The sequence below is a fragment of the Vibrio sinaloensis DSM 21326 genome (assembly GCF_000189275.1).
Lineage (GTDB): Bacteria > Pseudomonadota > Gammaproteobacteria > Enterobacterales > Vibrionaceae > Vibrio > Vibrio sinaloensis.
Map to the genome: position 1 here is coordinate 33,403 of NZ_AEVT01000059.1, position 24,843 is coordinate 58,245.

Genomic DNA, 24,843 nt, shown 5'->3' on the forward strand with positions numbered 1-24,843 from the left:
TATGCGTTGGGGCATTCTAGGAACCAGTTTCATCTCAGGTGTGATGGCAGATGCGATCAATCATGACGAGGCGAGTACGTTACAAGCGGTAGCAGGACGCAATCAGGAGACCTTACAACAATTTGTGTCTGATTACGCTCCTCTCACAAGTTACACGTCGATGGAAGAATTGATTCAGGACCCAGACGTTGATGTTGTCTATATCGCATTGCCAAATCACCTTCATCACGATTTTGTCATCAAGGCGGCTGAACAAGGCAAGGCAATTTTGTGCGAAAAGTCGTTGTCGGTCGATATGGAAAAGTCACACGCTGCGATTGAAGCTGTTCGCCAGCACAACGTCTTTTTTGCTGAAGGGTTGATGTACTTAAATCATCCTTTAATCCAGTCACTGCTTGATACCCTTGAGCAAGGTACCATTGGTGAGATTCGTTCAGTTCAAGCTTCATACGTTGCGGCAATCAGCCAGTTTGTCAATCCAGACAGTAAAGGCGCGCTGTATAATTTAGGGTGTTACCCTGTTTCTCTGATGCATTTGTTGCTCCAACATCAATACGGCGATCAAGTGTTTAACGATTATCAAATCGAAGCGATTGGACGTCGTGGAGACGATGGCAACATCTGCGAAACCAGTGCGATGATTCGTTTCAACCCTAAGCTCACCGCGCAGCTGCATACCGCGGAAGATTATGGCCTAAGCCACAGCTTTAAGATCCTTGGCAGCAAGGGGAGTATTCAGCTTGAGACGAACCCTTGGTTGCCTTCAAGTGAAAACAGCTTGAGTGTTGAGGTATATGAGACATCTAAGCAGGTCATCGATGTGCCAGCAAAGGGTGATGGTTTCTACTATCAAGTTCGTCAGATTCGTCAAGCGATTGAATCAGGGCAAAAGCAGCTCAGTCGACCAAGTGCGACAGCGCAAGACTCGTTAGCCATTATGCGTTTATTGACGCAGTGGGAGCAGGCTGCTGGTCAGTAACCGCTTTGTCGGAAAATGAAAAAAGCCAGAGTTCTCACTCTGGCTTTGGTTTTCTACATCGAAGTTAATGCTCGCATTTAGCCGTTTTTCGGTGGGTTAAACGCGGTCAATTCAGGTGCGACACCTGTGTACTTCTCGATACGTACAAGGGATGAGTTTGCAGCACAACCATTGGCTAAGCGAGAAGATGGGATATCAAGCGTCAGCACATTCGCGCCGCCGTTTTTACATAGCCCTGTTTCTTTGTCTAAGTCAGGCCAGCCACCTTCATGCACACAGACTGAGCGGGGTTTAATTGCATCAGTGACCAGTGCACCAACCAAAACTTGACCGCGTTTGTTGTAAGCGCGTACTAGGTCGCCAGTCTTAATCCCGCGAACTTTAGCATCGTTGGGATGAATCCAGATTGGCTCACGATCAGCAATCGCATACTCTTCGCGAATCTTAGCGTAGTTGAACTGGCTATGTAGGCGATGCGCGGCATGTGACGTCATCAACTGCAGTTCATCCACCTGGGCATTTCCTGTGTACTCCGTTGGCTCTAGCCAAGTTGGGTGAGCAGGGCAGTCTTGTAACTTAAAGCCTTCGATGGTCTTAGAGAAAATTTCAATCTTACCACTCGGAGTGCCAAGCGGGTTCATCACCGGATCTTTACGATAGTCGGCGTAGCGAACGAACTTGGCATTGCTTTCGTTCCACTTCATTTCGATTAACTGGTTGTCTTCCCAGAATTTACTGAAGTTGGGCATCGCGACTCGTGCTGCTCGGCCACCTTGTTGAGCGGCTTTGTAGAACTGGTACAGCCATTCCATTTCAGTTTTGCCTTCGGTATAAGCATTGCGCCCACCCGGAGCCAACAATTCAGCCATGTCAGCAAATACGTCGAAGTCATTACGTGCTTCTCCTTGTGGTTCAACAACTTGCTTCATAGGAACCAAATGTTGGTTACTGTAGTCACCTGTCATGGTTAAATCGTTACGCTCAAACGAGGTGGTAATTGGCAGCACCACGTCAGCGTGTTTAGCGGCAGCTGTCCAGTAGATCTCTGAGATCACAACCAGCTCAGGCTTTTGCCACGCTTTGATCAGGCGATTGGTATCTTGGTGATGGGTGAAGTTACCGCCACCAGCCCACCAGATCATCTTGATGTCTGGGAACACGCGATCATGGCCGTTGTGTTGGTAGGTTTTGCCTGGGTTTTCCAAGGCTTCAACGATGCGCGCGACAGGGAACGAGTTGAGGACTTTAGAAGACGCCGACCAACCACGCTCATCGCTTCCTGCCGTTGCACCCAAAGACGCCGACATCGCGGGCAATACACCCGCATCACGGGATGGGTTACCACCGTTGGAGTAGTGATAAGAGAATCCAAAGCCGCCGCCTGGTAGACCAATTTGGCCGAGCATTGCAGCCAAGGTCACTAGCATCCAGTGGCGCTGCTCGCCATATTGCTGACGTTGAATGCCCCAGCCAGCCATAAGTATGGTTCGGTTGCTGCTGAAAATTTCCGCAAGCATTTCAAGTTGCTTGGCCGAAACACCACAGATTTTCTCTGCCCACTGAACCGTTTTCTCTACGCCATCTTCTTTACCCATGAGGTAAGCTTCGAATCGGTCATAGCCAGCGGTGTACTTGTCGAGGAACGCCTTATCGTGGAGGCCTTTCTTCACCAAGCTATGCGCGATACCTAACATCATGGCAACGTCGGTCATTGGGTGCGGTGCAACCCATTGAACGTTGTCACCAAAGAACTCAATTGTCTCTGAGCGCATTGGGTCAATCGCAATGACGGTTTTGCCCGATTTTTTTAGCTGGTGGAAGAATTCCAGCCCCGAGCCATCGGTTGAACTCCAGGAGATTTTAAGCGTGTTCATTGGGTTTAGACCCCAAAGAACCACGACATCACTGTGCTCAAGAACCATAGGGTGTGTGGTTTGCTGCTCGTAAACTTCAATTGAGCCGACTACGTGCGGCATGATGACCTGCGCCGCACCGGTTGAGTAGTCACCAGTATGGCCAGAGTAGCCACCAGCCATACCCATGTAACGCTGTAGTAAAGTTTGCGCCTTGTGCAGTACGCCGCTCGAACGCCAACCGTAAGAGCCTGCGAATACCGCATCTGGCGTGTTGTTTTGACGAATGCGCATGTGTTGCTCGTGGATCAGCTTATACGCATCATCCCAAGAGACACGAACAAACTCATCATCTCCGCGAACTCCCTGTGGTGCTGATGGGTTGGCTAAAAAGCCTTTACGCACCATAGGATATTTCACACGCGCTTTGGTATGAACTTGATCAGGACCTGTTGTTTGCAAGCTGTTCACTACGGTTTGCGCGATGGCATTGGTCGTTGATACCAACTTGCCATCTTTCACTTCACATAGCATCGGTCCCATACGGCCAGCCGTGAGTACGCCTTTACCACGTTGATGGCTTGCTGCGAGTGACATTGGTGATAGCGACGAGATCGCCATCGCACCTGCTGCCATGCCTGTGCCTTTTAAGAATCCGCGACGGGTAATGTTTGTCATTTTTATTATCCTCTTCTTAGTGGCCAACAACGTCTTTAGCGTGGTTTTGGAAGTACTTAGTTAACAGCTCCAAGTTTTCTGGCGAGATGTCTGTACGCGCACCCATACCTTTAGCAACTGGGCCCCATGCGTTAACCGTGAAGTGTTCACCCGGAATTTTAGAGTGACACGTAGAGCAGTAAACGTTGTCTAGCTGTTCCGCGTAAGTCCAAACCGGTTCTAGGCTATCCACAACAGGAGAGTTGATTTCGCCAGTCAGTGTTACTGAGCGCCAATCATTCCCGTAAGCATCTGTTTGGTAGTCGCCAGTCTCCAATGCGTCTTGCCCTGCTTGAGTCAGCTTGGCAACGATTGCACGCTGACCTTCACCCATGTAAAGCACTTGCTCTGCGCCTTTCATCTGGTAAGCATTCAGCTCAACGGTGCGCTTATCACCCTCTGCCTCTAGCACTTTAAGTGTTGCAGTCGGGCTGATGTGGCCAAAATCACCGATGGCGATGTCCATAACTGGGTAGACAACATCCGCATCAGCTTTGGTATGTTGAGTGAAGGCCATTAAGGTATCGAAGGCTTTGCTATCAAGCTCAGCTTTTGGCGCGAAGTGAGCCATACCTTTGTGACAGTCGATACAAGTTTGGTCGTTGGCTTTCGCGTAAGCGTGCATTTTTGCCGCGTCACGAGACTGTTCATACTGCTCCATCGCGCCAAAATCGTGGCAAGAGCGACAGGTGGCGGAATCATTTTGACGGAATTGGTCCCAAACGGTTTCCGCCATCTCTTTACGATGCGATTCATACAGCTCTGGAGTCTCGATTTTTCCAGAGACAAACTCGTGATAGATATCCTTGCTGGCACGTACTTTTGTGATCAGGTAATCGACCGGATCGGATGAGATATGGCAGTCCGCGCACTCTGCACGAATACCTTTGGCGTTACTGAAGTGGACCGAACCCTGGTACTCCTCGTAAGGTGCCTTCATTGAGTGACAAGATACACAGAATTCGGTACTGGAGGTGTAGTGCATCACTGCGGCTGTTCCACCTAAGGTAACCCAACCAATACCGACACCAACTGCGGCGATAAGCAAAAGATAACGCTTCTTTATTGACATAGTTTGTAATAACTCTTTACAAAAACACACGAATTGGCGCAACTTACTCCTTTAGGGGTAGTAGTAATTGACCTAGATCAGTTTTCGGAAAAAATGTGCAATGGCCGACGTATATTTTGCAATTGGCTGACCTTTATCTCATTTTTTGGAATTTTATAACGAGTTAGTATCATTCTTGCGGTTTATTAATTGCATGAAGTAATTAGTTAAATCGATGATTTCCGGGGGAAGGAACAAGGAACCAGGGGAGAGAGTCGCTATGGCAAGCACAAAAAAAGCCAGAGTGAGACCCTGGCTTTTGGTTAGCGAATTTGGTGAACGAGTTACAAGGTGAGTAAGTAGTTAACCAACTGGTTGTACTCTTCATATGAGCGAATTTGATCCGCTTTAACAATGTACTTGTTGTTCACGAGCACACCTGGAACACCTGTCAATGTGCTGCTGGTAAATTGCTTATCAAAACCACGTTGCATCGAATTGACCACAAAGCTGTTGTAAGCAGAATCGAACTTCTTGCCGTCGACGCCGTGATCAACAAAGATTTGTTTCAGCTCAGCTTCATTCTTAGGCGCGCTGCGCAGTTCGTGAATTTGCTTGAACATCGCTGGCACCATTGTTTTCTCAACATCTAACGCCACCATGGTTGCGTAAGACTTCGCCATAGGGACTGCCATCTCTGAGCCCATAAAAGCGACGTGAACTTTTTCGAATTTGGCACCTTCGGGTAGTGAGGCTTTTAGGTTATCGATCACAGGTTCAAATTTATAACAATGTGGACAGTAGAAAGAGAAGAACTCAGTGACTTTTGGTGACGCGGACTTCTCGCTGTCTAGCACCTTGTAGTGAGTGCCTTCTTCAAATTGCGCAGCATGCAGGTTGAACGCCGTGATCAGCATGGCGAATAGGGTAATCAGTTTTTTCATTATCAATTCCTAAATTAAAAATAGCGTGTACGGCTTCGAATCAGCCATAGTTTGGAGCAAATTTAGGAAAGGGAAATCGGAGGGCGAAATAGGGTTTGAACGCGTGTAATCGCTTTCTTGTTGTCATCTTTGCCGATTAAAGCGAGAGAGGATAACGGACCGTGAGTGGTTTCAATGGATTGACCACAAGGCATTTTCATCAAACATATCGACGCACAGCAATGATGCGGCGATTGAGGCTCAATCTGCGAATGAATCGCGCACTCCATTGGGTGGAGCAGGCCGAGAGTATTGAGGGTAATCACGGGCTGGTTGGCGGCATTCCAATTCACTTCACTGGCTTTCACACCAACCGTAACACTGCTAAGTAGCAATGCACAGCTAACAATAAAAGTGAAAACGAACTGGCGACTGGAAAACAACACAACAAATCCTTTGAGCAACTAGCGTTAGCTTAACTGATTTATCGATAAAGCCAAGCTTTTATGTCGTACAAGTCAATTCGCGATCATGTTGGGGAATAAGAAAAAAGCAGCCCAAGGCTGCTTTAATCATTAAGTTATTTCGCTCGTTTAAACTCAAGCGTGTTTTCATCATCTTGGATGATCAGCAGGTTGTTCGGAACCGCGATTTCACTCCAGTCTGACAAGGTGTTAAATACGGCTTTTTCGATATCGTTCGCATTGCCTGGACACATTTTTCTAGTCATCGCCATGCGATTAACGCGGAATTTGCGCTCACCAAGTTCACCTGTTCCTTTGAAGTTGTTGCAACCCGTATTACCGTTGGTTTCAAGGTTTGCACCGATTTCAATAAAAGGAGCAGTTTGGTGATTGTTAGTTTGGATTTGCTCACCGTTGATACTCACGAGTTCCCATTTATTGTGCTGTAATTTTTGCGGAGTAACATCTCTAAAGTTGTTATTGCCACCATTAGAAACACAAGCTGTTGCAAGAACAGGTAGCGCAACCGCGAGTAAAGAGGTTTTTAAGTTAAACTGCATAATTAATGACTCCTAGAGTAGGTTTACCAAAATGTAAACCGAATGGTGTTACATCATCCAAATTTTATGCGCGCTTTGCCGGGGCTAATGTCATGAAAAAGTGATAACCCAGTTTAATCAGCGGGTTGTAGTGAAAGCCTGTCATCTTTGGTGAGCTTGGTTTGTAGGATTAAAGGGGCAAATGAAATTCGCCCTCAAGCGCTCAACCGTTTTCGCTCCTACTGCGCCGATGAGTGACGATGTTTTTTTCGATACTGGCTCGGTGTCATACCGCTGACTCGGGTGAACTCGCGATTAAAGTTTGATTTGGTTTGAAAACCGCAGTTGAGAAATATTTGAGTGATTGTGTCTTGGCTGGTGCACAACGCTTGCTGGGCATGTTCTATTCGATATTCATTGATCAGCTTAGAAATGTTGCGCTGGTGGATTTGATTGACCGCCATCGAGATTTGTTTCGCGGGGTAGCCTAACTTTCTTGACAGCTTAGATAAGGTTAACTCGGGATCAAGGTAGCTCGCTTTACTGCGCATGTTTTCATCCAATGCATCGACAATGTCTTGAGCTTGCTGACGAGATAGCATCGGTGAGATGTCTGTGGTCGGCTGGTTTCGTTCGCTTTGTTGCTTGGGTTGTTGCTCGTCGTGATTATTTGTTGGTGTGGTATGAATGTCTGCAACCACCACGGCGAGAGAAAGCACAGGTAGCAACACGAGATGACCAATAGTAAGAATGTAGGCGGCGAATTGCCCTTGGTTGACGGCGAAGTCGAGAGATATCGCCCCATCGATAAACGCAGAAAACAACAACATCCAACCTGCCAGCTTTTGAGCATGATTAACTGACTCCCAGTTCCCCAAGCTGACATTGATAAGCAAGCTATCTTTGGCTGCGACTCGCAGCAGTGCTACGCCATAAGCCAAATAGATAATGGTCAGAATAAAGTCAAGCGGAGCCACCAGCCAAGATTGGCTAAAGATGCAAATCAGGATTAACAGCGGGACTGCAAAGTGCCAACGTGAATGTCTTGACTGAGCGGTTTGAGCAAAAGTGTGCCATGCTGCCACGGGGATGGAAGCGGCCAAGACAGGTTGCAGTATCTTTAACAAAGAGAGCTCGAACGACCACCTCAGGCCAACAACGAAAGTAGTGAGCGCGCAAAGCAGGAGAAACTGGCAAGCCGATTTCACTTGTTGATCATGTCGTAAATATAAAGAGACTGCGACTAGGCCAAAAAGCAGTGAGACAACAAATGGAACGGGAATAGCCAACATAATGCATCCTATCGTTGAGCAGTTTTTCTCTATATGACAGAGAGTTAGAGTAATCAATTGTATGCAGGATAAAAAGCAACAATAAGACTAAAACGGGTAATAGTACGACCTCAAACCCGTTCTAGGACGTTTTAATGGGGCTAAATGATTACTTTTGTTTGCTCAATATGAGGAGAACAAAATGTCACAATACTTATTAGCATGGCAGCGTTGCTTGGTTTATTCGTCCCGCTCATCACGGAAAGAGTTTTGGGTCTTTGTGCTGGTTCACACCTTGGTGAGTGCTGGGTGTATTGGGGTGGATATTGCCCTCGATCTCCGGTTAGGCGCGGATGTGATATATGGGATAGTGAGTTTGCTTCCACTGTTCGCTATCGTTACCCGACGTTTGCATGATATCCAGCGCAGTGGTTGGTGGGGTTGGCTATTTTTTGTGCCTGTTGTTGGACCGTTCATTGTGATCTATTGGCTGTGTTTGCCAAGCCAGCCTCAGGAGGTTGCGTGATGAAGAAAGTCATAGCGGTCTTATTGATTGTGATTTGCGCGTCGGGCGCTGTATGGGCAGAGGAAGTCACTATCCCTTCTAATGCGTTTGGCTTGCTCACAGTGCCCAGCATGACCCAAGGTGAGCTTTTTTGGCTTCAAGGGCGTGTGGGAGAAGGGAAGTATGTCAGTGTGGACTCAACTGGCATCCATTGTAGTATTGATGTTCCGGTAGCGGTTGGCAGTATACGCTCGTCTGGGATTGGCATTAGCAACCAGCAAGGTTTATCGATTGTGGTGACCAGTGCGGCGCTGAGTAACGCGCTGTTGGCCGGAGAACGGATTGATAGCACGGATTGGAGCATAGCCAGTAGCGCCCACAACACTGCAAACGATGGGTATGTGGTTACTGGCATAGAGTCGGAAGAAGGGTTTGTGTTGCACTCGAAGCGGCGTTGGGTGTCGTGGCTGCTAAACGACAAGCCAACGCCAGTTTGTTTGTAATATTGGGGCTAGTCACGCGGCGGAGATAAGAGGACTTTGAGCCGTTGCTTGATGGTCATGGGCTGGTGGAATGCATCAGCCCAAAGCTCGCGCCATTCATGAAATGTCACTGTGATTGGATTAAAGCTATTGACTGGTTTTGTGACACCATAACGCACCGTTTCGACTTCCGGTTCATACGTGCCAAACAATTTATCCCAGACGATCAGAACCCCGGCGTAGTTTTTGTCGATGTATTGCGGGTTGGTGCCGTGATGGACTCGATGGTGAGAGGGGGTATTAAACACCTTTTCAATAGGCCCGAGCTTATCAATCCACTGGGTATGAACGAAAAATTGTAAACCAAGATTAAGCAACACAACGAAAACAACCCACTTAGGTTCAAAACCAATGATCACCAACGGGACCCAAAACAGCCACATCCCCGCCAACGGATACATAAGGCTTTGGCGAAATGCCGTGCTGAAATTCATGTTTTCAGAGCTATGGTGCGCGACATGTGCTGCCCACATCCAGCGGACTCGATGGCTGGCTCTATGAAACCAGTAATAGCAAAAATCTTGCAGCACCATTAAGGCGATAAAGCTTGCGACTGAGATTTCGATATCGAACAAGCGCCAACCAAATAACCACAGATAAAACTTTACAATCAGCAACCCGGTCAGCAAGTCGGCAAGTTGGTGCATGCCCGCCAAGGTAAAATTGCACACCACTTCAGGTAACGAGTAACGTGAGTTGGCGGGAAGTCGATGGTTGCGTTGTCCAAGACCATACTCTGCCAACATGCAGATGATGAACACAGGGGCTAACACGATAAGTAGCCACTCAGGGTTATCGACCAACATAGTGGGATCCATAGTGTTCTCCTTTACCAACGGGCAAAATGGTCTTCGGTCAAGCCGAGAACTCTATCGAGCGTATGACTAACCCCAGAGTTATCGATAATGGTGCCTGAAAAGTGGCCGATGAATTGGCGGAAGTTACTTTTGATCCACCAAAAGTTCAGTTTTTCGCTACGCTGATTAATAGGTTGAAATTGCAAATCTACTTGGCCGGATTCTGAGAAGATTTTCCATTGTTCCAAGCGCTCGCAACGCTGAAATTGAAAATGGACCGGGCCGAGCAAATGACGCTGACCATCGACCCAGATAACATTTTCACTGCTGCCCGTTTCGTTGACGCCTGCGGCTAAATTTAGTCCAAGTGTGCAACCCGAAACGTTACTGCTGATGCTTGCCCAGCGCCAACTGGTTTCCCGTCGCATGTATCCGGCTGAAAAGTCATAGCCTGCTAGTGCCTCACTTATATCAATGGGTTGGCCTTGGATACTAAGCACACCCTCAACCTTTAATGCATTATGCTTTTGCGTGTAAGTCCAACCTGAGTAACCGGTTGGTGTGCACATTGCGATAGGCTGGCTATCTTCATTTGGCTGTAAATAGAGGTTGGCGTTGATCTGCGACGTCCTTATCTCAAGTTGCCAAATACCGTCATAGATATGAAATTGAACTTGTTTACCCGCGATGCAGGTTGAACCTTGAAAGGGTGAGCAAGTCATCGATTTATCGAAGCCGAATGGACGAAGCCAGTTTTGTTCAAGCAACTCGTCGTTGTCGACATCATAAACGTAACAGAATGACGAACCGAGATAGCGGATGTCGGCAATCGCGACACCTATGACGTAGCGCCCGACAAACAGGCTCACAAATTGAAACTGCTTATAGTGAAAATGCTTGTCCAACTTGCTGGCTTGTCTATCCATGTTGGTACGGTAGTCGAATTTATCGACCCCTAATTGTTTCGGGATGCCGTCAAATTGCCCAATGAGTGGGCGACCATCCGAACCGATGAGTGAATCCGGCGCACGGTAGACGCCTTTTTCTAGAATCATAAAATTTAACCATCTGTTCACACATTTCTTATTGTTGCTTGGACTTGAGCATGATGTGAGGTCATATTCGGACAAAGGTGTGTAATTGATCACCTTGCGGCATGTTGGCTGCGGATTGAGTTCGTTAATGGAGGTGAGCTTTGGAATTAATCGCCCAATATCAACCCACGGAGCACCGCTACCAACTTGGTACGCTCGATGTTGCTTTGTTGATGCAGACTCTGCATTGGAAAGGGGCCAATATCGAAGGTTTACTCAACCCACTTGCGATGGCGAACCGTGATTGGGCGAGTCGGGAGTCTCTGCTCAGTTATGCTGATAAATTGCGCCTGTTTCAAGCCGTTTGCCAAGCGTACCCAAACGAGGGGATTGGCTTGCGGGCGGGTCAGCAGGCTAGCCTTAGTCAATTTGGCGTTCTTGGTTACGCGATTGCCACCAGTCCTTCCGTGTTAGATGCAGTCAAGACGGGTTTTAAATATCTGCGTTTAAATGGGCCTCTGTTTTCTGTCCGCTTAATGCGCAGTGACAGTGAGGCGGTTATCCAAATCGAAAATACCATGGATATTGGGGAGTTATTGCCGTTCTGCAGTGAATTTTTTCTTAGCGCGATCGTGTCGATGTTTCGCCAGTTAACGGGGCAAAATCTGACGCTTAGCCAACTTAAGCTTCCCTACACCCCACCGAGTTATGTCCAACAATACCAATCATGTTTCGAATGTCCGATTGAGTTTCAACAAGCCAACATTGAGTTGCGCTTTTCTCTACACGCATTGCACCAACCGGTGGCCGAATATGACTCGATGGCATTACGGCAATCGTTGCAATCTTGCCAATCCATCATTGAAACCTTGGAGTCTCCTCAATCTTTGGCGCAACAGATAAAGTTCAGCTTGTATCAGCAACCAGCCAGATTACCGACGATTGAAGAGGTTGCGACAGAGCACGGCTGCTCGTCACGGACATTGAGACGAGAGCTGAAAAAGCAAGGAGTGAGCTTCCAATCGCTACGTAACGACGTCGTGCGAGATGTGGCAACGGAGATGTTGCTGCAAACGGAACTGACCGTTGACGAGATTGCGTTTCGCTTGGGGTACAGTGACAGTGCCAATTTCCGCCGCGCATTTAAAGCCTGGACCCAGTTTCCACCTTCGGTACTGCGTCAACAAGTGCGCTGCGCGAGTAGCAGCGATAATGCTTGAGTATAAAAAAGACGTGAAAACTGCCAGCTAGGCTGGCAGTTTTGTCTATTCAGGTTTAATGATTGACCAGTGTTAAACCGCTTGGAAGTGCATCACCAAAGACTCGCTTCGATTCGCTTTCCGACAGCTCTTTGACTTCTTCCACCAAGGAGACCCAAGACTCTGGCACCTTACTTTGTTTGAGCTTAGTCAGGACTTGCGTGCGATAATCATCCGAAATATCGAATAGGCGATCGCCTGTCTTACGACAAATCATCACCGCGGCAAACGCAATCATCGGCTCTTTGAGCCAGTTCTGTTCGAGCAGCTTTGGCAACCACTGTTCAGCCTGCTCGCGAGGGATGACACTGTGTTGGCTACCATACAGAGGTGTTCGCGAAGCGAGTCGCCCTAGAGCCCACCAATGTGCTTGCTCGAACTGATTGTGATTAATCGCTTTATTCATAAACCAGCTTGCCAGTAGCACTTTGTCTTCAACTTCCAATTGCTCCAAAGAGGCTGCAAGGCGAACCATAGATTCATAGCCCATGTCTTGTGCTGCTTTTGCCGACTGCGGATTCTTCATTGCACCAGGGTGGAGGTATTTGGCGATGTCGGCCAATATCGTTTCTTGTTGCTCTTGGCTTAGTCCGCCAGCAACGCGTCGCCAGAAGACCCACCAATCTGTCCAACCTTGATGATTTTTAAACTGAATGCCTTGTTGGTACAGCCCCCAAACTTGCTCAATACGCCAAGAGTCGGTGGCATCACCAAAGCCAGGTCGTAACGAGAAGCCAGCTAAACGCAGCCAGTTTTTCTCGTGTGGCTCTGAACGACGACGACGCTTTCGACCTTGAGCAAAGGCATCAAAGAGATGACGCAAAGTGGTAAAGTCCCACTCGTCGCGCTTGCCAAGTTTCTTTTCTAGATCTTTAGCAAGGGTTTTGATCTCTTTGCCATCGGCGCTTTTTTTATTGCCGCTGTAGATACGACCGATCAGTTCTTTACACTCATTCAGGCGAGGGTGAAGTTCAACCTGATCCTCTTCTTCGGCCTGCTTGTTGCGAACTTCAAACTCTAACTGCCAGCGTTTGTTGTCGTTTTCCGCACTGACACACTCCATTTTCAGTGTGCCTACTTCTGTCAACTGACACGCCAGTTGCACTTCGACGCGCTCTTTCTGGTTGGCTTTCAGCTCGGCACCTTCGCCTTCAAGGGTGGTGATGTAAGGTGGCAGAGGTGCAAACAAATCTGGGTCAACGTCAACCATTACGCCGTTTTGAATGGCGGTGTTTTGGCTTAATGTATCGTGAGTCGATGTCAACAGGTTAAAGCGTACTGGCTCACCAAGCGTTAACGAAAAGCGACGTCCACTGAGGCGAATTTCGTTGCCTTCTTCTGTCCCTTTCGCCAGCAAGCAAAGCGCTTTACCCATCTTGTTCTTTTCTTGCAGGTGCAAAAAGTAAGAACGTGCGGCACCACCACCGATCTTGAGTTGTGCCCCGCGACGCGCTTTACCAAATGCAACAGCACCAAGAGCCACAGACCAATCTGGGTGTGGGTTATCCAGCACGGTGACAGGCGCTCCGCGCCAATCAGAAAGCAATGTGGTGACACGCTCTGTGACCAATTCACTGTTGAATACACCACCATTAAGCAGTATTCCAACGGGGATAGCATTTTGTTTGTCATCTTCAATGCCAAGCGCGGCGCGAGAGACCTGTTGATGCTGAGTTAAAAATTCGGCGACGTGCTTACTCACTGCCGGGTCAGCAACGTAGGGAAGACCAAACTCGACCACCGCGCTGCGGCGTTTATCTGGCACTTCACTGAAATCAGAACGCGGGAAGAAGCCATCCAAAGCAATTTGGTGCACTTCTTGTTTGCTTAGTGCAATGCTCTTTGTTCCGCCCAGAAGTTTAGACCCACTGCCCAGCATGGTGATTTTTACTTCTTCTGGCGCACTCGCTGAAAGCAAGTTTTCTTTTGCTTTACGAGTTTGCTGAATCAACTTAGTCAGGCTTGCTGCGGTGAGTTTTTTACTTTGATTGAAGCGGCTTTCTGCAAGGTGCGCTAATGCTAAGTCGAGGTTATCACCACCGAGCATTAGGTGTTCACCCACGCCAATGCGATCCAGTCCCAGTTCATCATTGTGGTACTTTGCTTCGATTAAACTCAAATCGGTGGTACCGCCGCCCACATCACACACCAGAATCAGCGGTAACTCTTTGAGTTCATCAGCTGCGGTTTGCTGGTGGCGTGCGTACCAGTCGTAACAGACCGCTTGTGGCTCTTCGAGCAGGACGATTTTCTTTAAACCTGCCAGCTCAGCCGCTTCAAGCGTGAGTTTACGAGCGGTTTCATCGAACGAAGCTGGAACGGTCACTACCACATCTTGGTCTTCTAACTTATTGCTAGGATGACGGTAGTTCCATGCTTGGCGAATGTGGTTAAGGTAGCTTGCGCTGGCAATGACGGGGGAGACTTTATCAACGTCTTGCGCGCCAGCCCAAGGCAGAATGTCTGAACTACGATCCACCGCCTGGTGTGATAACCAGCTTTTAGCACTGGATACCTGACGTCCTTCCACTTTCGCGCCTAATTCACGAGCCCATTCACCGACGATTACATTGCTGATGTCGCCGGGAACAGATTCATTTTCCCAAGGGAGGATTAAGTCTGAGGGGGAGATTTGACCTTCTGCTGGGTGATAACGGAATGAGGGCAGTAGTGGTTTACGAACCACTTCGCCCGGACCAATCAACTGGTCAATATCGAACAGGGATACTTCGGATTGTTCAAGGTTGTCGGTAATTTCACAATAGGCGACCACTGTATTTGTGGTGCCAAGGTCAATACCGACAAGAAAACGAGGAGATGCCATACATACCTTCGTGTCTTTAAAAAACGGCACCCGATTGGATGCCGTTGATGTCTAGTTATTCTGCTTCGCTTGTGTTCGCGTCTTCGCGTACATCAAACTCGACATGCCATTTTTGTCCGTTGTCTGCGGCGATGGCTTCTAGGTAAAGCGTACCAAGCTCTGTGACGCGAGAGGCTAGGGTTACTGGAACCACTTCACCTTCACGGCGACCTTCCGAGACAGGTAAGGTCACTTGGATTTCTGGTAGCTCTTCAAGCTCTTCTGGAGCCCAGTAATCTAGGTGAGTACCTGCTAGATCATCACGGCGAACGGTTGAGCCAAAGAATTGGAAGTTAACTGGCTGACCGATGATCAAACCAAACTCTTGGCTTGGTACGTCAACGCTTGAGCCTTCTTCCATACCAAATGGAGCCACACACAGTGCTTCCATTGGAGGGGCCATGCCCGGAATCGCAGGCATTGCACTTTCGATACCCACGTAGTATGCCGAAGCAATACCGCCACGGATACGAACGCCTTGACCACGACGTACAGAACCGTAGTAAGCTGCACCACTCGCAACCGCAAGGTCTAGATCCACGCCTGTTAGGCGTTTAGCCAGTTCCGCATCTGCTTCCAGTAACCATTCGTTAATCGTGTCTTCTAGACGAGTGGCTAGAAGTGTGGATTTTAGAACACCACCGTTGAATAGGATTGCCGTTGGCTTGATGAAGTCAGCCGATTGCGCAGCATCCGCACCTGGCATACCAGGCATGTTTGCGAATGGGTTGAAGTCTTGAGCGGCTTCTGCGCTACCATTTCCTGAAGCGGAAAGGGCATTGGCTTGCTTAGACAAGAAGGCTGCAATGTGACGAGTGATACCTGCATCTTGTGCATAAGGCAGACCCATTTGCGTTAGTGCGCCACGGTTACGTTGAACAGGGTGATCAGTAATCGCAACTTGAGGGAAGAAGCCGTCAACCAGAGTTTGCTGCACTTCTTCTTGAGTCAGTTCTGTTTTCAGCGTTGCACCAAGCAGTTTAGAACCTCGGCTTGGTACGACAATTGGCACTGACTGAAGTTCGCTGTCGTTCAATAGCGCTTCTTTCGCATCACGACATGCGTGCGTCATCGCCTGAACTTGCCATGGCTGTAGCTCTTTGCCTTCTTGCGCTAGCTTCATCTTCAAGCGGTACGCAAGTGCAAGATCCATGTTGTCACCGCCAAGTAGGATGTGTTCGCCTACTGCGATACGGTTAAGAGTCAGGTTGCCGTCGTCTTCAGTGACTTCAACTAAAGAAAGGTCAGTTGTACCACCACCGATATCGACCACAAGTACGATGTCGCCAACTTCCACTTCATCGCGCCATTTGTCGTTGCTGTTATCAATCCAGTTGTAAAGCGCAGCTTGTGGCTCTTCTAGAAGCGTTAGGTGCACAAAACCAACGTTGCGTGCGGCTTCTGCAGTGAGATCGCGAGCAGCAGGATCAAAAGAAGCAGGAACTGTAATAGTTACGTCTTGATCGGCAAGGTTGTGATTTGGATTGGTGTGATTCCAAGCGTCTTTTAAGTGCTCTAGGTAAAGCTCAGTTGCACGAAGTGGGGATACTTTTTCCACTTCTTCTGGGCTACCTGCTGGCAAGAAAGCATCACGACGATTCACACCAGCGTGGCAAAGCCAAGATTTCGCACTTGCAACAAGACGAATTGGGGTTTTTGAACCTAGGTTACGTGCAATCGCACCAACCAGAGCTTTTGGCTCGCTTGACCACGGAAGAACGCGAGATTGCGGGTTCATTTCGTGCTCGTGCGGCTGGTATAGGAAAGATCCTAATTGGCTGCGAGTCTCTACCGTGCCCGGCGCAGTCAACTGCGGGATAGGCATCACTTCAACGCGAGCATCCTCGTTGTGTGTATCAACAAAAGACATGACACAGTGTGTTGTACCTAAGTCGATACCAACACTGAATTTAGGCGTCTGTTGAGTTTCAACAGACGCTTCTTGAGAATGGTTTTCTTGGTTCATGTGTTCCATTACAGCTCAACCTCAGCTGGAGCGATCACAGATGCATCGTAGTTCTCAGCCAGTTTAGGCAACGTCATTGATGTTGCTTTCCAACCTTTGTGAACTAGCGTGCCGTTGAATGGCGCGCTGCCTGTTACGTTGCCAGTTAGGCGGATTTCTTGTGGGTTGAAGCCTTCTTCAACCGTAATGCGAGTTTCTTCGTCTTCGTTACGAACGTGCGCTAGCGTCACGTAGTCGTTCAGTACTTTCTGACCGCCAGTGTGGATTACGCGAGCAGCTGCGCCTACTTCTTCATCAGAGAATGACGTTAGGTCTTCTTTTAGGAAGTCAATCAGACGAGCTTCCTGTTGCATGATTGACAAGAGTTGCATCGCTGAATCCGTTGAAGCGGTTGCAAGCTTGGATTCTACTTCCACCACTTTTTCGATAACTTTCTCAACTTCTACTACTTTTTCAACTTCAACAATCTTCTCAACCGGTTTTTCAACTTCAACGATTTTTTCGACTGGTTTTTCAACCACTTTCTCTACCACTTTAGATTTGCGCGATACCGCAATCAGAAGTAGCAAAACGCTAGATGCTGTTAGACCAGCGTGAAGCATATCGAACGTTTGAGGGATCATTTGTAAATCGAACGTCATGACATTTCTCTTTTGTTTGGTTTAAGGAGAGATTGGCTCAATCTCTGCTTTGGCTTTTTGCCTAATTATTTTGCTAAATTGGGGCGAATAGTAGCATATTCAACGCCTGTCGCTGCTAGAAATGTCCGATATTCCTGGCGAACGCGTCTTGAATGCTGGGTTTTTAAGCGCTTTTTAACACCTAACTGAGTTGAATGAGTGACGATGGTTAGGTTTTCGCGATAGATGAACTAATATCTCTTTATGTCTATGAATGTAAGGATATAAGATTGCCCGGCACATTCGTCGCTCAATCGCACACAGCCATTATGCAATCAGCTATCCCTAAGAAATTCCTTTATCCTCTTTTTACCTTTGTCGTTTCGATGCTGATAACGTCAACGGTGTTGTTTCTCGCGTATAAATCACAGCTTAAATATGTCCAGTCACTCGTCTCGAATCTAGCCGAGCAGCAAACAGAGAACTTGGCTCAAGCGCTACAAAGTGATTTGCATTTCATCGGTGCTGGGGCAAACTTTTTCCATGCAACGGACTCTGAAGATTGGCATCAATTCTCGGTATTTGCCGATGAGTTGATCGCTTCTTCTGACTCTTTGGTGAGCCTACAATGGATGCAGCGAGTATCGCAGCAGCAGCTTGAAAGCCATGTCTCCCAAGTAAGACAACGTTTTCCAGAGTTTAGCCTTTATACCGTGCCTAAGCATGGACCGAAAACACTGGGCTATATCATGCCGAACAATGAAGATATCTACATAGCGTCGGACATCTATCCCCGCGATGAAGCCAACCTAAAATTGCTGGGTTTCTACTCCTCTCGCACGCGTTTTCAACTGGTGTTGGATGGCATCCGGGCCTCGGGTTTACCTAATGTGTCAGATAAGGTTCGTTTAATCCAAGATGGACTGGACAGAAGCGTCAAGAAAGAGGGGCTTTTGGTTTACCATCCTGTGTTTAAAGGAGACAAGCAAGAGCGATTAATCGGTGTTGTGATTGGCGTGATCCGCACCACTCGTTATTTTGATGGCTTGATTGGTCGCACAGCCTCAGGAGAAGAGCTGCTGGTGAAAGTGACCGACATGGGCTTTGAAGCGGAAGATGATCCAATTTTGTATCAAAGCCCCCACTGGGAAGAAAGGCAAGGGTTTGAAATTAGTAAAAAGGTGGTGTTACCGAACCGCGAATGGATTGTGGACTTTAAACTAGCGAATCGAGTGACTAACAATGATATTTTAGTACTGCAAGGGGTAGGGTTAGGTGGCCTAGTCATCGCCTGTTTGCTGAGTTATATCGTCTTTCTTTCCGTGAGAGACAAAGAATACTTGTCTATTTTGCTTGATGAGCGAACCAAAGAACTGCAATTTATGGTCAATCACGATTCGTTGACCGGAGTGTTGAATCGACGGGCCTTTAATGATCGATTGCTTGACCTTGTTCGTAATGAGACTGTTTTTACATTAGTTGGCTTTGATATCGATAAGTTTAAGCGCATCAATGACAGTTTTGGTCATGTTGCCGGTGATGAAATGCTGATTCATGTGGCGAATGTCGTCGAGCAGCAGTTGATGCCAGACGATGAACTGGTGCGCATGGGAGGCGATGAGTTCTGTATCGTATCGACCATCACTGAACCGAATGAGTTGTTTCATTACCTCAATGGCATTGGACGCGCGGTTGCGACGTCTGTGCATTTATACGGCGACAAGCGCATTCAATGTACCTTAAGTATTGGCGCGGCGATTCGAACTTCTGAAACCGAGGAAGAGATTCAAAATAAAGCCGATTCGCAACTGTACAAAAGTAAGCAAGCTGGGCGCAATTGCGTATCGATTGCAGAATAACTCAGCAGTTAAACCATCAAGATTCGAATTGTCGTCGATTCTCATGTAGAATCGCGGCCTTTCAAATAGTTCAAGTAAGGTAGATGATGAACCACAACCGTATAGTTTGTTTCGATTTAGAGATGTGCTGTTGGAATGAAAACGGTGTTGGTACGACTGGTGAAATCATTGAAGTTGGGCTGGCGGAAATCGATCTGGCCAAAGGTGAGATCGTTAAGCGCGCACAATATTACGTTAAACCTGAAAACGACGAAGTGTCGATGTTCTGTGTTGAGTTAACCGGAATAACGCCGCGTAAGATAGAGAAGCAAGGCCGTCCGTTAGAGGAAGTACTGAAGTCGATGGTCAAAAACTTCGGTGGGTCGAACAAGATTTTTGCCTCTTGGGGACGCGATGATTTGGTGTTAGCGCAAGAATGTCAAGACAAGGGCATTGAAATGCCGTTCAAAGAGTTCATCAATTTGGCAACCTTGTACCGAATTCAAAATCGCCTTAAAGATAAGCGCATTGGACATAAAGCTGCGCAAGAAAGTAAAGGCATTGAATGGGAAGGTCGGCAGCATTCAGGCTATGTTGATGCCTATAATTTGGCCAAACTTGCACTGACGATGTTTTAAAAAAGGGAGCGAATGCTCCCTTTTTTATTGGACGTCGTGTTTGCCAAGAGAGACTAGGATTTATTTTCCGTTGCGGAGAGTTTGGCGCGAATAAACTCGCTGTGATCGACATAGAGCAATTCCGCAGTTTTTCTGATCACCGAGTCCTCGAGAGGATCAATCTCGCCGTCTGCATTGGCCACTTCCCACATCGCCTCGATTAGTGTAAAGCGAGTCTCTTGGTCTAGCTCGCGCAGTTGGGAAGTAAAGTCATACAGTGATGCTGACTCTTTGCTGCGTGACTGCGCTCTTGCCAGCAGAGCCGCTGCCCCTGATTCATCTAAACCAAGCAATTTAGTCAGAAGGTGCAGCTTGGCGTTTTGCTCACGTTCATCAATTTGGTGATCAGCGCCTGCGACTTCGCACAGCAGACAGGCGATAGCCAAATTAGGGTCACTGGCATTGTGATTGCCTAAATCTTGCCCTTCGAGTAGTTGCTTAAATAGTTTGGTTATGGAATTCAACATATCGACCGCCTTAATTGTTTCTATAAGGTTATAGATAGTGATAATCAAAGCCGATCACAAGCCTCTTTACACAAACCTTACTTTTCTTTTATTGGTGGGAACTCAATTTCAGCCTCGTTGCCAGTCAATATCGCAATCTTGCTCGGCTTCCCATGATCATCTAGGTGGAGTTCACCAATTGCGCTGGTGTTGACTAGTCGACGGACACCTGGCGTATTGGGATCACGCTTGTACACTTTGAGCCTTTTACGCTTGGTTAAAAAGTTTAACGGCGAGCGCGGCGAGTAAAGCAATCTGTCCGCATGGTCACAAATGGCTAACAGGGGTTCGGGGAATTGATTCTTGAATCCGCTGCAGGTGATTTGATAAATGTTAGGGCTATTTCGACGAAATCTGAGCTTGATGTCGTAAGCGAAAGAGTAGTGGACATCACCCGATAAAATCACGAAGTTCGTCGGGGTCTTGGTATGGGTGAAGATACTAAGCAAGGTATTAGCGCTACCGGGGTGAGCCATCCAGTTTTCTGCGTCAATAAGTAGCGGCTGACCTAATGTTGTCATGCCTTTTTGCAGCGCTTCGATAAACTTAACACCAAACATCGGAGCGGCTGAAACAATGATCACCTTGTCTTGATACATCAGTTCTTGTTGAAACTCGATCATCGCTTCCCAGTCCATCAAGCCTGATGGTTTGTTCATGCGTGATTCTGAGCGCCAGCGTCGGGTACGTGTGTCTAGGACAACCACCTTGGGTGAAGTGTGGATGGTGTAATGCCACTTTTCGAAGCTATACAAATAACGGATGAAACGATCTTGATTCTTCGCAGTTGGGGCGTCGAAGTAGTGCAACGCGAGATCGAGAAACTCTTGATTGAAGTTGTCGGGTTCATTTCCCCAACCTTGGCACAACCAGTAGCTCAATAAGCCATTGCCGATAATGCGTTTGGCGAACGGGTTCTCATAGGCGGCTTTCTCCCAACCAATGGTTAAGTTCCAGTCATCGGTGACATCATGGTCATCAAAGATCATGTAGGTTGGTATGTGGGCAAATAAGCGCTGAACTTGAGGCAATCCGCGCACAAAGTCATCAATGATGGCTTTTTCTTCGCGCCAATGCTGCTGCCAAGTCGGCGATATCTCTTTACCACCATGAATAAATTGCTTGTCTAACAAGCGAGATATGTTGACGTGTGACCAGAGCGTCGGTGACCACACCAGTAGATACATGGCAAAAAACTCGGAGAAAGTGATCAGGTGATTCTCACACTCTCTAGAGCTGAAAATTGGCGCGCGGCGCTTAGGAAACAGTCGCGAAAGCCAGTGCCCATCATCAACATAATGCGGCAATATCTTATCGCGACCATAAAAGAAATCGCTGTGTTGGCGTAGCTGAGTACAGTTTTCGAACGGGCTTTGCTCAAAGGTCTCTTTGGGTAGGCCGAGTAGATCAATGACCTGGTCAATCGCATCTAACGTCGGCCCGGCAACATGGTCAGCATAGATTTGGTCACCGCTCATCATCAGCATATCGGGCCTGTTTTCAACCGCCAATTTGGCGATTTTGTTGTCGGCTGCAACTAAGGCGTCTTTACTTGGGTGATGTGGGTTACGGCATGAGCCGTGTAACACGTAATCGGCTTTGTCTGAAATCACAATGGTTGGTCGAGTTTCATCGTGATAGCAAAGATGCGGAGCCAATTCGGATAAGCCACCGTGTTGGGTGGCAAACTCGTAACTCAGAGCGATGTTGAGCGGAAAATTGGCTCTGAGATCGACGAGAGTGACGTAAGCGTGCTGTCCAACTTGTATCGATGCATGATCATCGAGTGGGGACTGATAAATTGGCCGATCATCTACGCTGTGGTGAAGTACGAATGAGCCTTTGAGTGGCTCGCGAGTGACGAGCCAAAACACCAATTGTTGATGGGTGGCTTTACGCAGAATAGGGCCTGCAATGAGGAAAGGTACTGAGTTCGAATTCATCTATTGGTCGTTAGGATCTTCTGGTACTTCTGGATCTTCAAGTATTTCGATGACATCTGAGCTTGAAAGCTCATGCCCCATTAAAAAAAGTGCAAGCATAGCATCCGCTTTGGTTTTGGTATCTGAGCTCTCTTGCAAGATTTGTTCAAAGCGGTAACGAATCATCTCTATTTCATGTTCTACGAAGCCGCGACCTTCTTGATCTCCTTGAGTCTCTTCTGGCGCGCTATCAAACTCTAAGAACAGTAACTCTCCATCCAAATGAGTGTTGATGAGTTGCTCAGGTAGCCATTCTTCACCGCAGACAATGTCTGGGTCGATGTCTTTTGGAAGAGATTCTAGTAAATTCTTTAACTTTGATGCTTTCACAATGATTCGATATAAGAGAACATATGTTCTTATTTTAACGACCAATTGCTAATTATCATAAGCATTATGTGACTCAATAGGTCAATTATTGAGTCTTTAGGACCAAAAAATGACAAATCAGTGGAAAATTTGCCGCGCGGCAGTGGGTATTGGCGCAGCATGTCTTTCAAGCTTTTCCTTTGCCTCTGACTCTTCTGCGATGAGCGAACAAGAGTGGGGGATAGCAGCTATGTATCGAGTTGCTTCTATCCCATTTGATACCGGTGATGGTGACCAAACCGTTGCGACTTTCGTGCCTATGATGTTTTTCAATAATGAATACGTGTTCATTGATGGTACAGAAGGGGGGGGCCACCTGTACGACTCCGAAGACGAAAAGTGGCAGCTAAATGGTTTAACGCGACTGAGATTTGTCGATATTCCAGCTTATGAGCAAAATGTGAATGAAGGGGACTCGGCAGACTTTGGTTTCCAACTTCGTTACCAGCTCGATGAACAGTGGCACTTTGACGCAGAAATCATGACCGATGATGAGTATCGGCTACATGGTAACTTGCGTGCTTCCGCTGAATTTGAATCGGGTGATTGGGAAGTAAAACCGCGATTCACTCTTCGCTATAAAGAAGCCGAATTTAATAGTGTTTATTACGGTTTTTCAGAGTACACCGATGACCGTATAGGTGCTGGTGTCGACGTTAACTTAGGTGTGGATGTGCGTTACCACGTTATCTCCAACCTCTATTTGCTTGGCTCAAGTAGTGTTACTCGTCTTGATGACAACGCCTACCACGCGCCTTTGGTTGAAGACCGTTTCCAAGGCGAGTTTTTTGTTGGTTTCGGTTTCTTTAATGACAAAACCAAAGCACCAAAATCAGAGTTGACCAATAAGCGTTATTGGCGCGTTGCACACGGCTGGGCAACCCCGTCGAATATAGGCGAAATATTTGGCTTTGAGAGCGAAAAAGACAAATACAACAACCAGTTAACCTCGATGTTTTACGGCCATCCACTGACTGATGAGTTGTTTGGTATTCCACTGGATATCTATCTGACACCGGGTATTGTCCATCATTGGTCATCTGAAGTTCAGGGAGCCAGTACAGAGTATGTGGCGGCGATTAAAGCGTATTACACATTAGATTGGCCTACGAAGTGGCGCTTCGGTGTGGCGGAAGGCTTGTCTTACATCGATAACATCACGTATATCGAACAAGATGAGATGGACAGAAAAGGCTACACCGCGAGCCACTTATTGAACTATTTAGACTTCTCGTTCGATGTGAACGTTGGTGATTTGTTTAATGCCCCAGAGCTGAACAATATGTGGTTTGGTTACTCGCTGCATCACCGCAGCGCTATCTTTGAGAAAGCCTCTCAATTTGGCCGGATTAAAGGTGGCAGTAACTACAACACAGTGTATCTGCAGTTCGATTTTTAGCGGCCAGCTTTCTTGCTCGCCTCAAGCTATATTGAGGCGAGCGATCAATACCGATTATGCCAATGTCGCAAGCTGATCTTGTGCTTTTGACATGCCTTTTTCTGCCGCATCCTCTCCCATGTTTAGCGCTTCTGCGTAAACGAACTCCACGTCAGTAATACCAACAAAGCCCAGTACTGTGCGCAAGTAAGGGGTAATGTTGTCGGTTGGCGAGTCTTTGTGGATACCACCACGAGTTGTCACGACGATTGCCTTCTTGCCTTCAATCAGACCTTGAACCCCACTTTCTGTGTATTGGAATGTCACACCAGCGCGTGCAATCAAATCAATCCAGTTTTTAAGCTGAGTTGGAATGGTGAAATTGTACATAGGAGCGGCAATCACCAAAGTGTCGGCAGCCTTGATCTCTTCAATCAAAGTGTTTGATAGGTTAACCACCTCTTGTTGCTCTTGTGAAAGATCTTCCGTCGCGCGAAGGGCAGTCGCAACCGCAAAATCCAAAACAGGCAGTGGTTGTGCGGCTAAATCGCGAACCGTAAGGTTTTCTTGGTCGACGTTTTTGATGAAGTCTTCAACCAGTTTATTGGATTGTGAGTAATCACCTAGGATGCTTGATTTTAGAGCTAGAACACGAGACATAATGGATTCCTTAAATAAGTGCTTTCGACTATGGGGCCATTATAAGTAGC

At 47.5% G+C, this 24,843-nt stretch carries 22 protein-coding genes; 7 read left to right on the plus strand and 15 right to left on the minus strand.

Annotated features, from left to right (window positions below; translation table 11 throughout):
- Position 1: 1 nt before the first annotated feature.
- Entirely contained in the window at positions 2-979 is a 978-nt protein-coding gene (locus tag RH45_RS10030; RefSeq protein ID WP_008076707.1) for a Gfo/Idh/MocA family protein, read from the plus strand.
- 77 nt (positions 980-1,056) lie between these two features.
- On the opposite strand, the gene RH45_RS10035 is transcribed toward RH45_RS10030, so the two are convergent.
- From RH45_RS10035 to RH45_RS10060, 6 genes are all read right to left on the minus strand, one after another.
- Positions 1,057-3,510 (minus strand): molybdopterin guanine dinucleotide-containing S/N-oxide reductase, encoded by a 2,454-nt coding sequence (locus tag RH45_RS10035; RefSeq protein WP_008076709.1) that lies wholly within the window; start codon positions 3,508-3,510, stop codon positions 1,057-1,059.
- Positions 3,511-3,526: 16 nt separating this feature from the next.
- Complete coding sequence (locus RH45_RS10040) at positions 3,527-4,621, minus strand: NapC/NirT family cytochrome c (protein WP_039958493.1); 1,095 nt, start codon at positions 4,619-4,621, stop codon at positions 3,527-3,529.
- 323 nt (positions 4,622-4,944) lie between these two features.
- Positions 4,945-5,544, minus strand: coding sequence for a thiol:disulfide interchange protein DsbA/DsbL (locus RH45_RS10045; RefSeq protein ID WP_008076711.1), 600 nt, complete (start codon positions 5,542-5,544; stop codon positions 4,945-4,947).
- Positions 5,545-5,606: 62 nt separating this feature from the next.
- The gene (locus RH45_RS10050) at positions 5,607-5,969 is read right to left on the minus strand and encodes a hypothetical protein (protein WP_008076712.1); all 363 of its coding nucleotides are present in this window, start codon (positions 5,967-5,969) and stop codon (positions 5,607-5,609) included.
- A 134-nt stretch (positions 5,970-6,103) separates the two neighbouring features.
- Complete coding sequence (locus tag RH45_RS10055; RefSeq protein ID WP_008076713.1) at positions 6,104-6,547, minus strand: META domain-containing protein; 444 nt, start codon at positions 6,545-6,547, stop codon at positions 6,104-6,106.
- Positions 6,548-6,765: 218 nt separating this feature from the next.
- On the minus strand, positions 6,766-7,818 hold the full coding sequence (locus RH45_RS10060; RefSeq protein ID WP_008076714.1) for a helix-turn-helix domain-containing protein: 1,053 nt from the start codon (positions 7,816-7,818) through the stop codon (positions 6,766-6,768).
- 181 nt (positions 7,819-7,999) lie between these two features.
- On the opposite strand from RH45_RS10060, the gene RH45_RS10065 reads away from it, so the two are divergent.
- Together RH45_RS10065 and RH45_RS10070 are read left to right on the plus strand one after the other, a co-directional pair.
- Positions 8,000-8,323 carry a DUF805 domain-containing protein gene (locus RH45_RS10065; RefSeq protein ID WP_008076715.1) on the plus strand — a complete coding sequence of 108 codons (324 nt, stop codon included), beginning with the start codon at positions 8,000-8,002 and terminating at the stop codon, positions 8,321-8,323.
- A complete protein-coding gene (locus RH45_RS10070; protein WP_008076716.1) occupies positions 8,323-8,805 on the plus strand; it encodes a hypothetical protein in 483 nt (160 codons plus the stop codon). Before RH45_RS10065 ends, RH45_RS10070 begins: the two co-directional genes overlap by 1 nt.
- Before the next feature lie 8 nt (positions 8,806-8,813).
- On the opposite strand, the gene RH45_RS10075 is transcribed toward RH45_RS10070, so the two are convergent.
- Positions 8,814-9,662 carry a sterol desaturase family protein gene (locus tag RH45_RS10075; RefSeq protein WP_008076717.1) on the minus strand — a complete coding sequence of 283 codons (849 nt, stop codon included), beginning with the start codon at positions 9,660-9,662 and terminating at the stop codon, positions 8,814-8,816.
- Between the two features lie 11 nt (positions 9,663-9,673).
- Entirely contained in the window at positions 9,674-10,696 is a 1,023-nt protein-coding gene (locus RH45_RS10080) for a DUF2804 domain-containing protein (RefSeq protein WP_008076718.1), read from the minus strand.
- Positions 10,697-10,836: 140 nt separating this feature from the next.
- On the opposite strand from RH45_RS10080, the gene RH45_RS10085 reads away from it, so the two are divergent.
- A complete protein-coding gene (locus RH45_RS10085; protein ID WP_008076720.1) occupies positions 10,837-11,895 on the plus strand; it encodes an AraC family transcriptional regulator in 1,059 nt (352 codons plus the stop codon).
- Between the two features lie 55 nt (positions 11,896-11,950).
- Here RH45_RS10085 and RH45_RS10090 read toward each other — a convergent pair whose 3' ends face one another.
- The 3 genes from RH45_RS10090 to RH45_RS10100 are packed head-to-tail and all read right to left on the minus strand — an operon-like array spanning position 11,951 to position 17,404.
- Entirely contained in the window at positions 11,951-14,758 is a 2,808-nt protein-coding gene (locus RH45_RS10090) for an Hsp70 family protein (protein WP_008076723.1), read from the minus strand.
- 55 nt (positions 14,759-14,813) lie between these two features.
- Positions 14,814-16,772, minus strand: a complete 1,959-nt coding sequence (locus RH45_RS10095; protein WP_008076725.1) for an Hsp70 family protein — start codon at positions 16,770-16,772, stop codon at positions 14,814-14,816.
- The gene (locus RH45_RS10100; RefSeq protein ID WP_008076727.1) at positions 16,772-17,404 is read right to left on the minus strand and encodes a DUF2760 domain-containing protein; all 633 of its coding nucleotides are present in this window, start codon (positions 17,402-17,404) and stop codon (positions 16,772-16,774) included. The genes RH45_RS10095 and RH45_RS10100 overlap by 1 nt, the downstream gene beginning before the upstream one ends.
- A 308-nt stretch (positions 17,405-17,712) precedes the next feature.
- Here RH45_RS10100 and RH45_RS10105 point away from each other — a divergent pair, with 308 nt between their 5' ends.
- The gene (locus RH45_RS10105) at positions 17,713-19,242 is read left to right on the plus strand and encodes a diguanylate cyclase (protein WP_039958494.1); all 1,530 of its coding nucleotides are present in this window, start codon (positions 17,713-17,715) and stop codon (positions 19,240-19,242) included.
- Between the two features lie 86 nt (positions 19,243-19,328).
- A complete protein-coding gene (locus RH45_RS10110; RefSeq protein WP_008076730.1) occupies positions 19,329-19,859 on the plus strand; it encodes a 3'-5' exonuclease in 531 nt (176 codons plus the stop codon).
- Positions 19,860-19,912: 53 nt separating this feature from the next.
- Here RH45_RS10110 and RH45_RS10115 read toward each other — a convergent pair whose 3' ends face one another.
- The 3 genes from RH45_RS10115 to RH45_RS10125 all read right to left on the minus strand — a co-directional run bounded on the left by RH45_RS10115 (position 19,913) and on the right by RH45_RS10125 (position 22,716).
- Entirely contained in the window at positions 19,913-20,365 is a 453-nt protein-coding gene (locus tag RH45_RS10115; RefSeq protein ID WP_008076732.1) for a tellurite resistance TerB family protein, read from the minus strand.
- A gap of 77 nt (positions 20,366-20,442) precedes the next feature.
- A complete protein-coding gene (locus RH45_RS10120) occupies positions 20,443-22,347 on the minus strand; it encodes an alkaline phosphatase D family protein (protein WP_008076733.1) in 1,905 nt (634 codons plus the stop codon).
- Positions 22,348-22,716 carry a VC1380 family protein gene (locus tag RH45_RS10125; RefSeq protein WP_008076734.1) on the minus strand — a complete coding sequence of 123 codons (369 nt, stop codon included), beginning with the start codon at positions 22,714-22,716 and terminating at the stop codon, positions 22,348-22,350. It lies immediately after the preceding gene.
- A 109-nt stretch (positions 22,717-22,825) separates the two neighbouring features.
- On the opposite strand from RH45_RS10125, the gene RH45_RS10130 reads away from it, so the two are divergent.
- The gene (locus tag RH45_RS10130) at positions 22,826-24,154 is read left to right on the plus strand and encodes a MipA/OmpV family protein (protein WP_008076735.1); all 1,329 of its coding nucleotides are present in this window, start codon (positions 22,826-22,828) and stop codon (positions 24,152-24,154) included.
- A 54-nt stretch (positions 24,155-24,208) separates the two neighbouring features.
- On the opposite strand, the gene RH45_RS10135 is transcribed toward RH45_RS10130, so the two are convergent.
- A complete protein-coding gene (locus tag RH45_RS10135; RefSeq protein WP_008076736.1) occupies positions 24,209-24,793 on the minus strand; it encodes an FMN-dependent NADH-azoreductase in 585 nt (194 codons plus the stop codon).
- Between the last annotated feature and the right edge of the window lie 50 nt (positions 24,794-24,843).

Bases quoted from the DNA above. Each gene is read 5' to 3' on its own strand.
- RH45_RS10030 (WP_008076707.1), top strand. From the start codon at position 2: ATGCGTTGGGGCATTCTAGGAACCAGTTTCATCTCAGGTGTGATGGCA.
- RH45_RS10035 (WP_008076709.1), bottom strand. From the start codon at position 3,510: ATGACAAACATTACCCGTCGCGGATTCTTAAAAGGCACAGGCATGGCA.
- RH45_RS10040 (WP_039958493.1), bottom strand. From the start codon at position 4,621: ATGTCAATAAAGAAGCGTTATCTTTTGCTTATCGCCGCAGTTGGTGTC.
- RH45_RS10045 (WP_008076711.1), bottom strand. From the start codon at position 5,544: ATGAAAAAACTGATTACCCTATTCGCCATGCTGATCACGGCGTTCAAC.
- RH45_RS10055 (WP_008076713.1), bottom strand. From the start codon at position 6,547: ATGCAGTTTAACTTAAAAACCTCTTTACTCGCGGTTGCGCTACCTGTT.
- RH45_RS10060 (WP_008076714.1), bottom strand. From the start codon at position 7,818: ATGTTGGCTATTCCCGTTCCATTTGTTGTCTCACTGCTTTTTGGCCTA.
- RH45_RS10065 (WP_008076715.1), top strand. From the start codon at position 8,000: ATGTCACAATACTTATTAGCATGGCAGCGTTGCTTGGTTTATTCGTCC.
- RH45_RS10070 (WP_008076716.1), top strand. From the start codon at position 8,323: ATGAAGAAAGTCATAGCGGTCTTATTGATTGTGATTTGCGCGTCGGGC.
- RH45_RS10075 (WP_008076717.1), bottom strand. From the start codon at position 9,662: ATGGATCCCACTATGTTGGTCGATAACCCTGAGTGGCTACTTATCGTG.
- RH45_RS10080 (WP_008076718.1), bottom strand. From the start codon at position 10,696: ATGATTCTAGAAAAAGGCGTCTACCGTGCGCCGGATTCACTCATCGGT.
- RH45_RS10090 (WP_008076723.1), bottom strand. From the start codon at position 14,758: ATGGCATCTCCTCGTTTTCTTGTCGGTATTGACCTTGGCACCACAAAT.
- RH45_RS10095 (WP_008076725.1), bottom strand. From the start codon at position 16,772: ATGGAACACATGAACCAAGAAAACCATTCTCAAGAAGCGTCTGTTGAA.
- RH45_RS10100 (WP_008076727.1), bottom strand. From the start codon at position 17,404: ATGACGTTCGATTTACAAATGATCCCTCAAACGTTCGATATGCTTCAC.
- RH45_RS10105 (WP_039958494.1), top strand. From the start codon at position 17,713: ATGCAATCAGCTATCCCTAAGAAATTCCTTTATCCTCTTTTTACCTTT.
- RH45_RS10110 (WP_008076730.1), top strand. From the start codon at position 19,329: ATGAACCACAACCGTATAGTTTGTTTCGATTTAGAGATGTGCTGTTGG.
- RH45_RS10115 (WP_008076732.1), bottom strand. From the start codon at position 20,365: ATGTTGAATTCCATAACCAAACTATTTAAGCAACTACTCGAAGGGCAA.
- RH45_RS10120 (WP_008076733.1), bottom strand. From the start codon at position 22,347: ATGAATTCGAACTCAGTACCTTTCCTCATTGCAGGCCCTATTCTGCGT.
- RH45_RS10130 (WP_008076735.1), top strand. From the start codon at position 22,826: ATGACAAATCAGTGGAAAATTTGCCGCGCGGCAGTGGGTATTGGCGCA.
- RH45_RS10135 (WP_008076736.1), bottom strand. From the start codon at position 24,793: ATGTCTCGTGTTCTAGCTCTAAAATCAAGCATCCTAGGTGATTACTCA.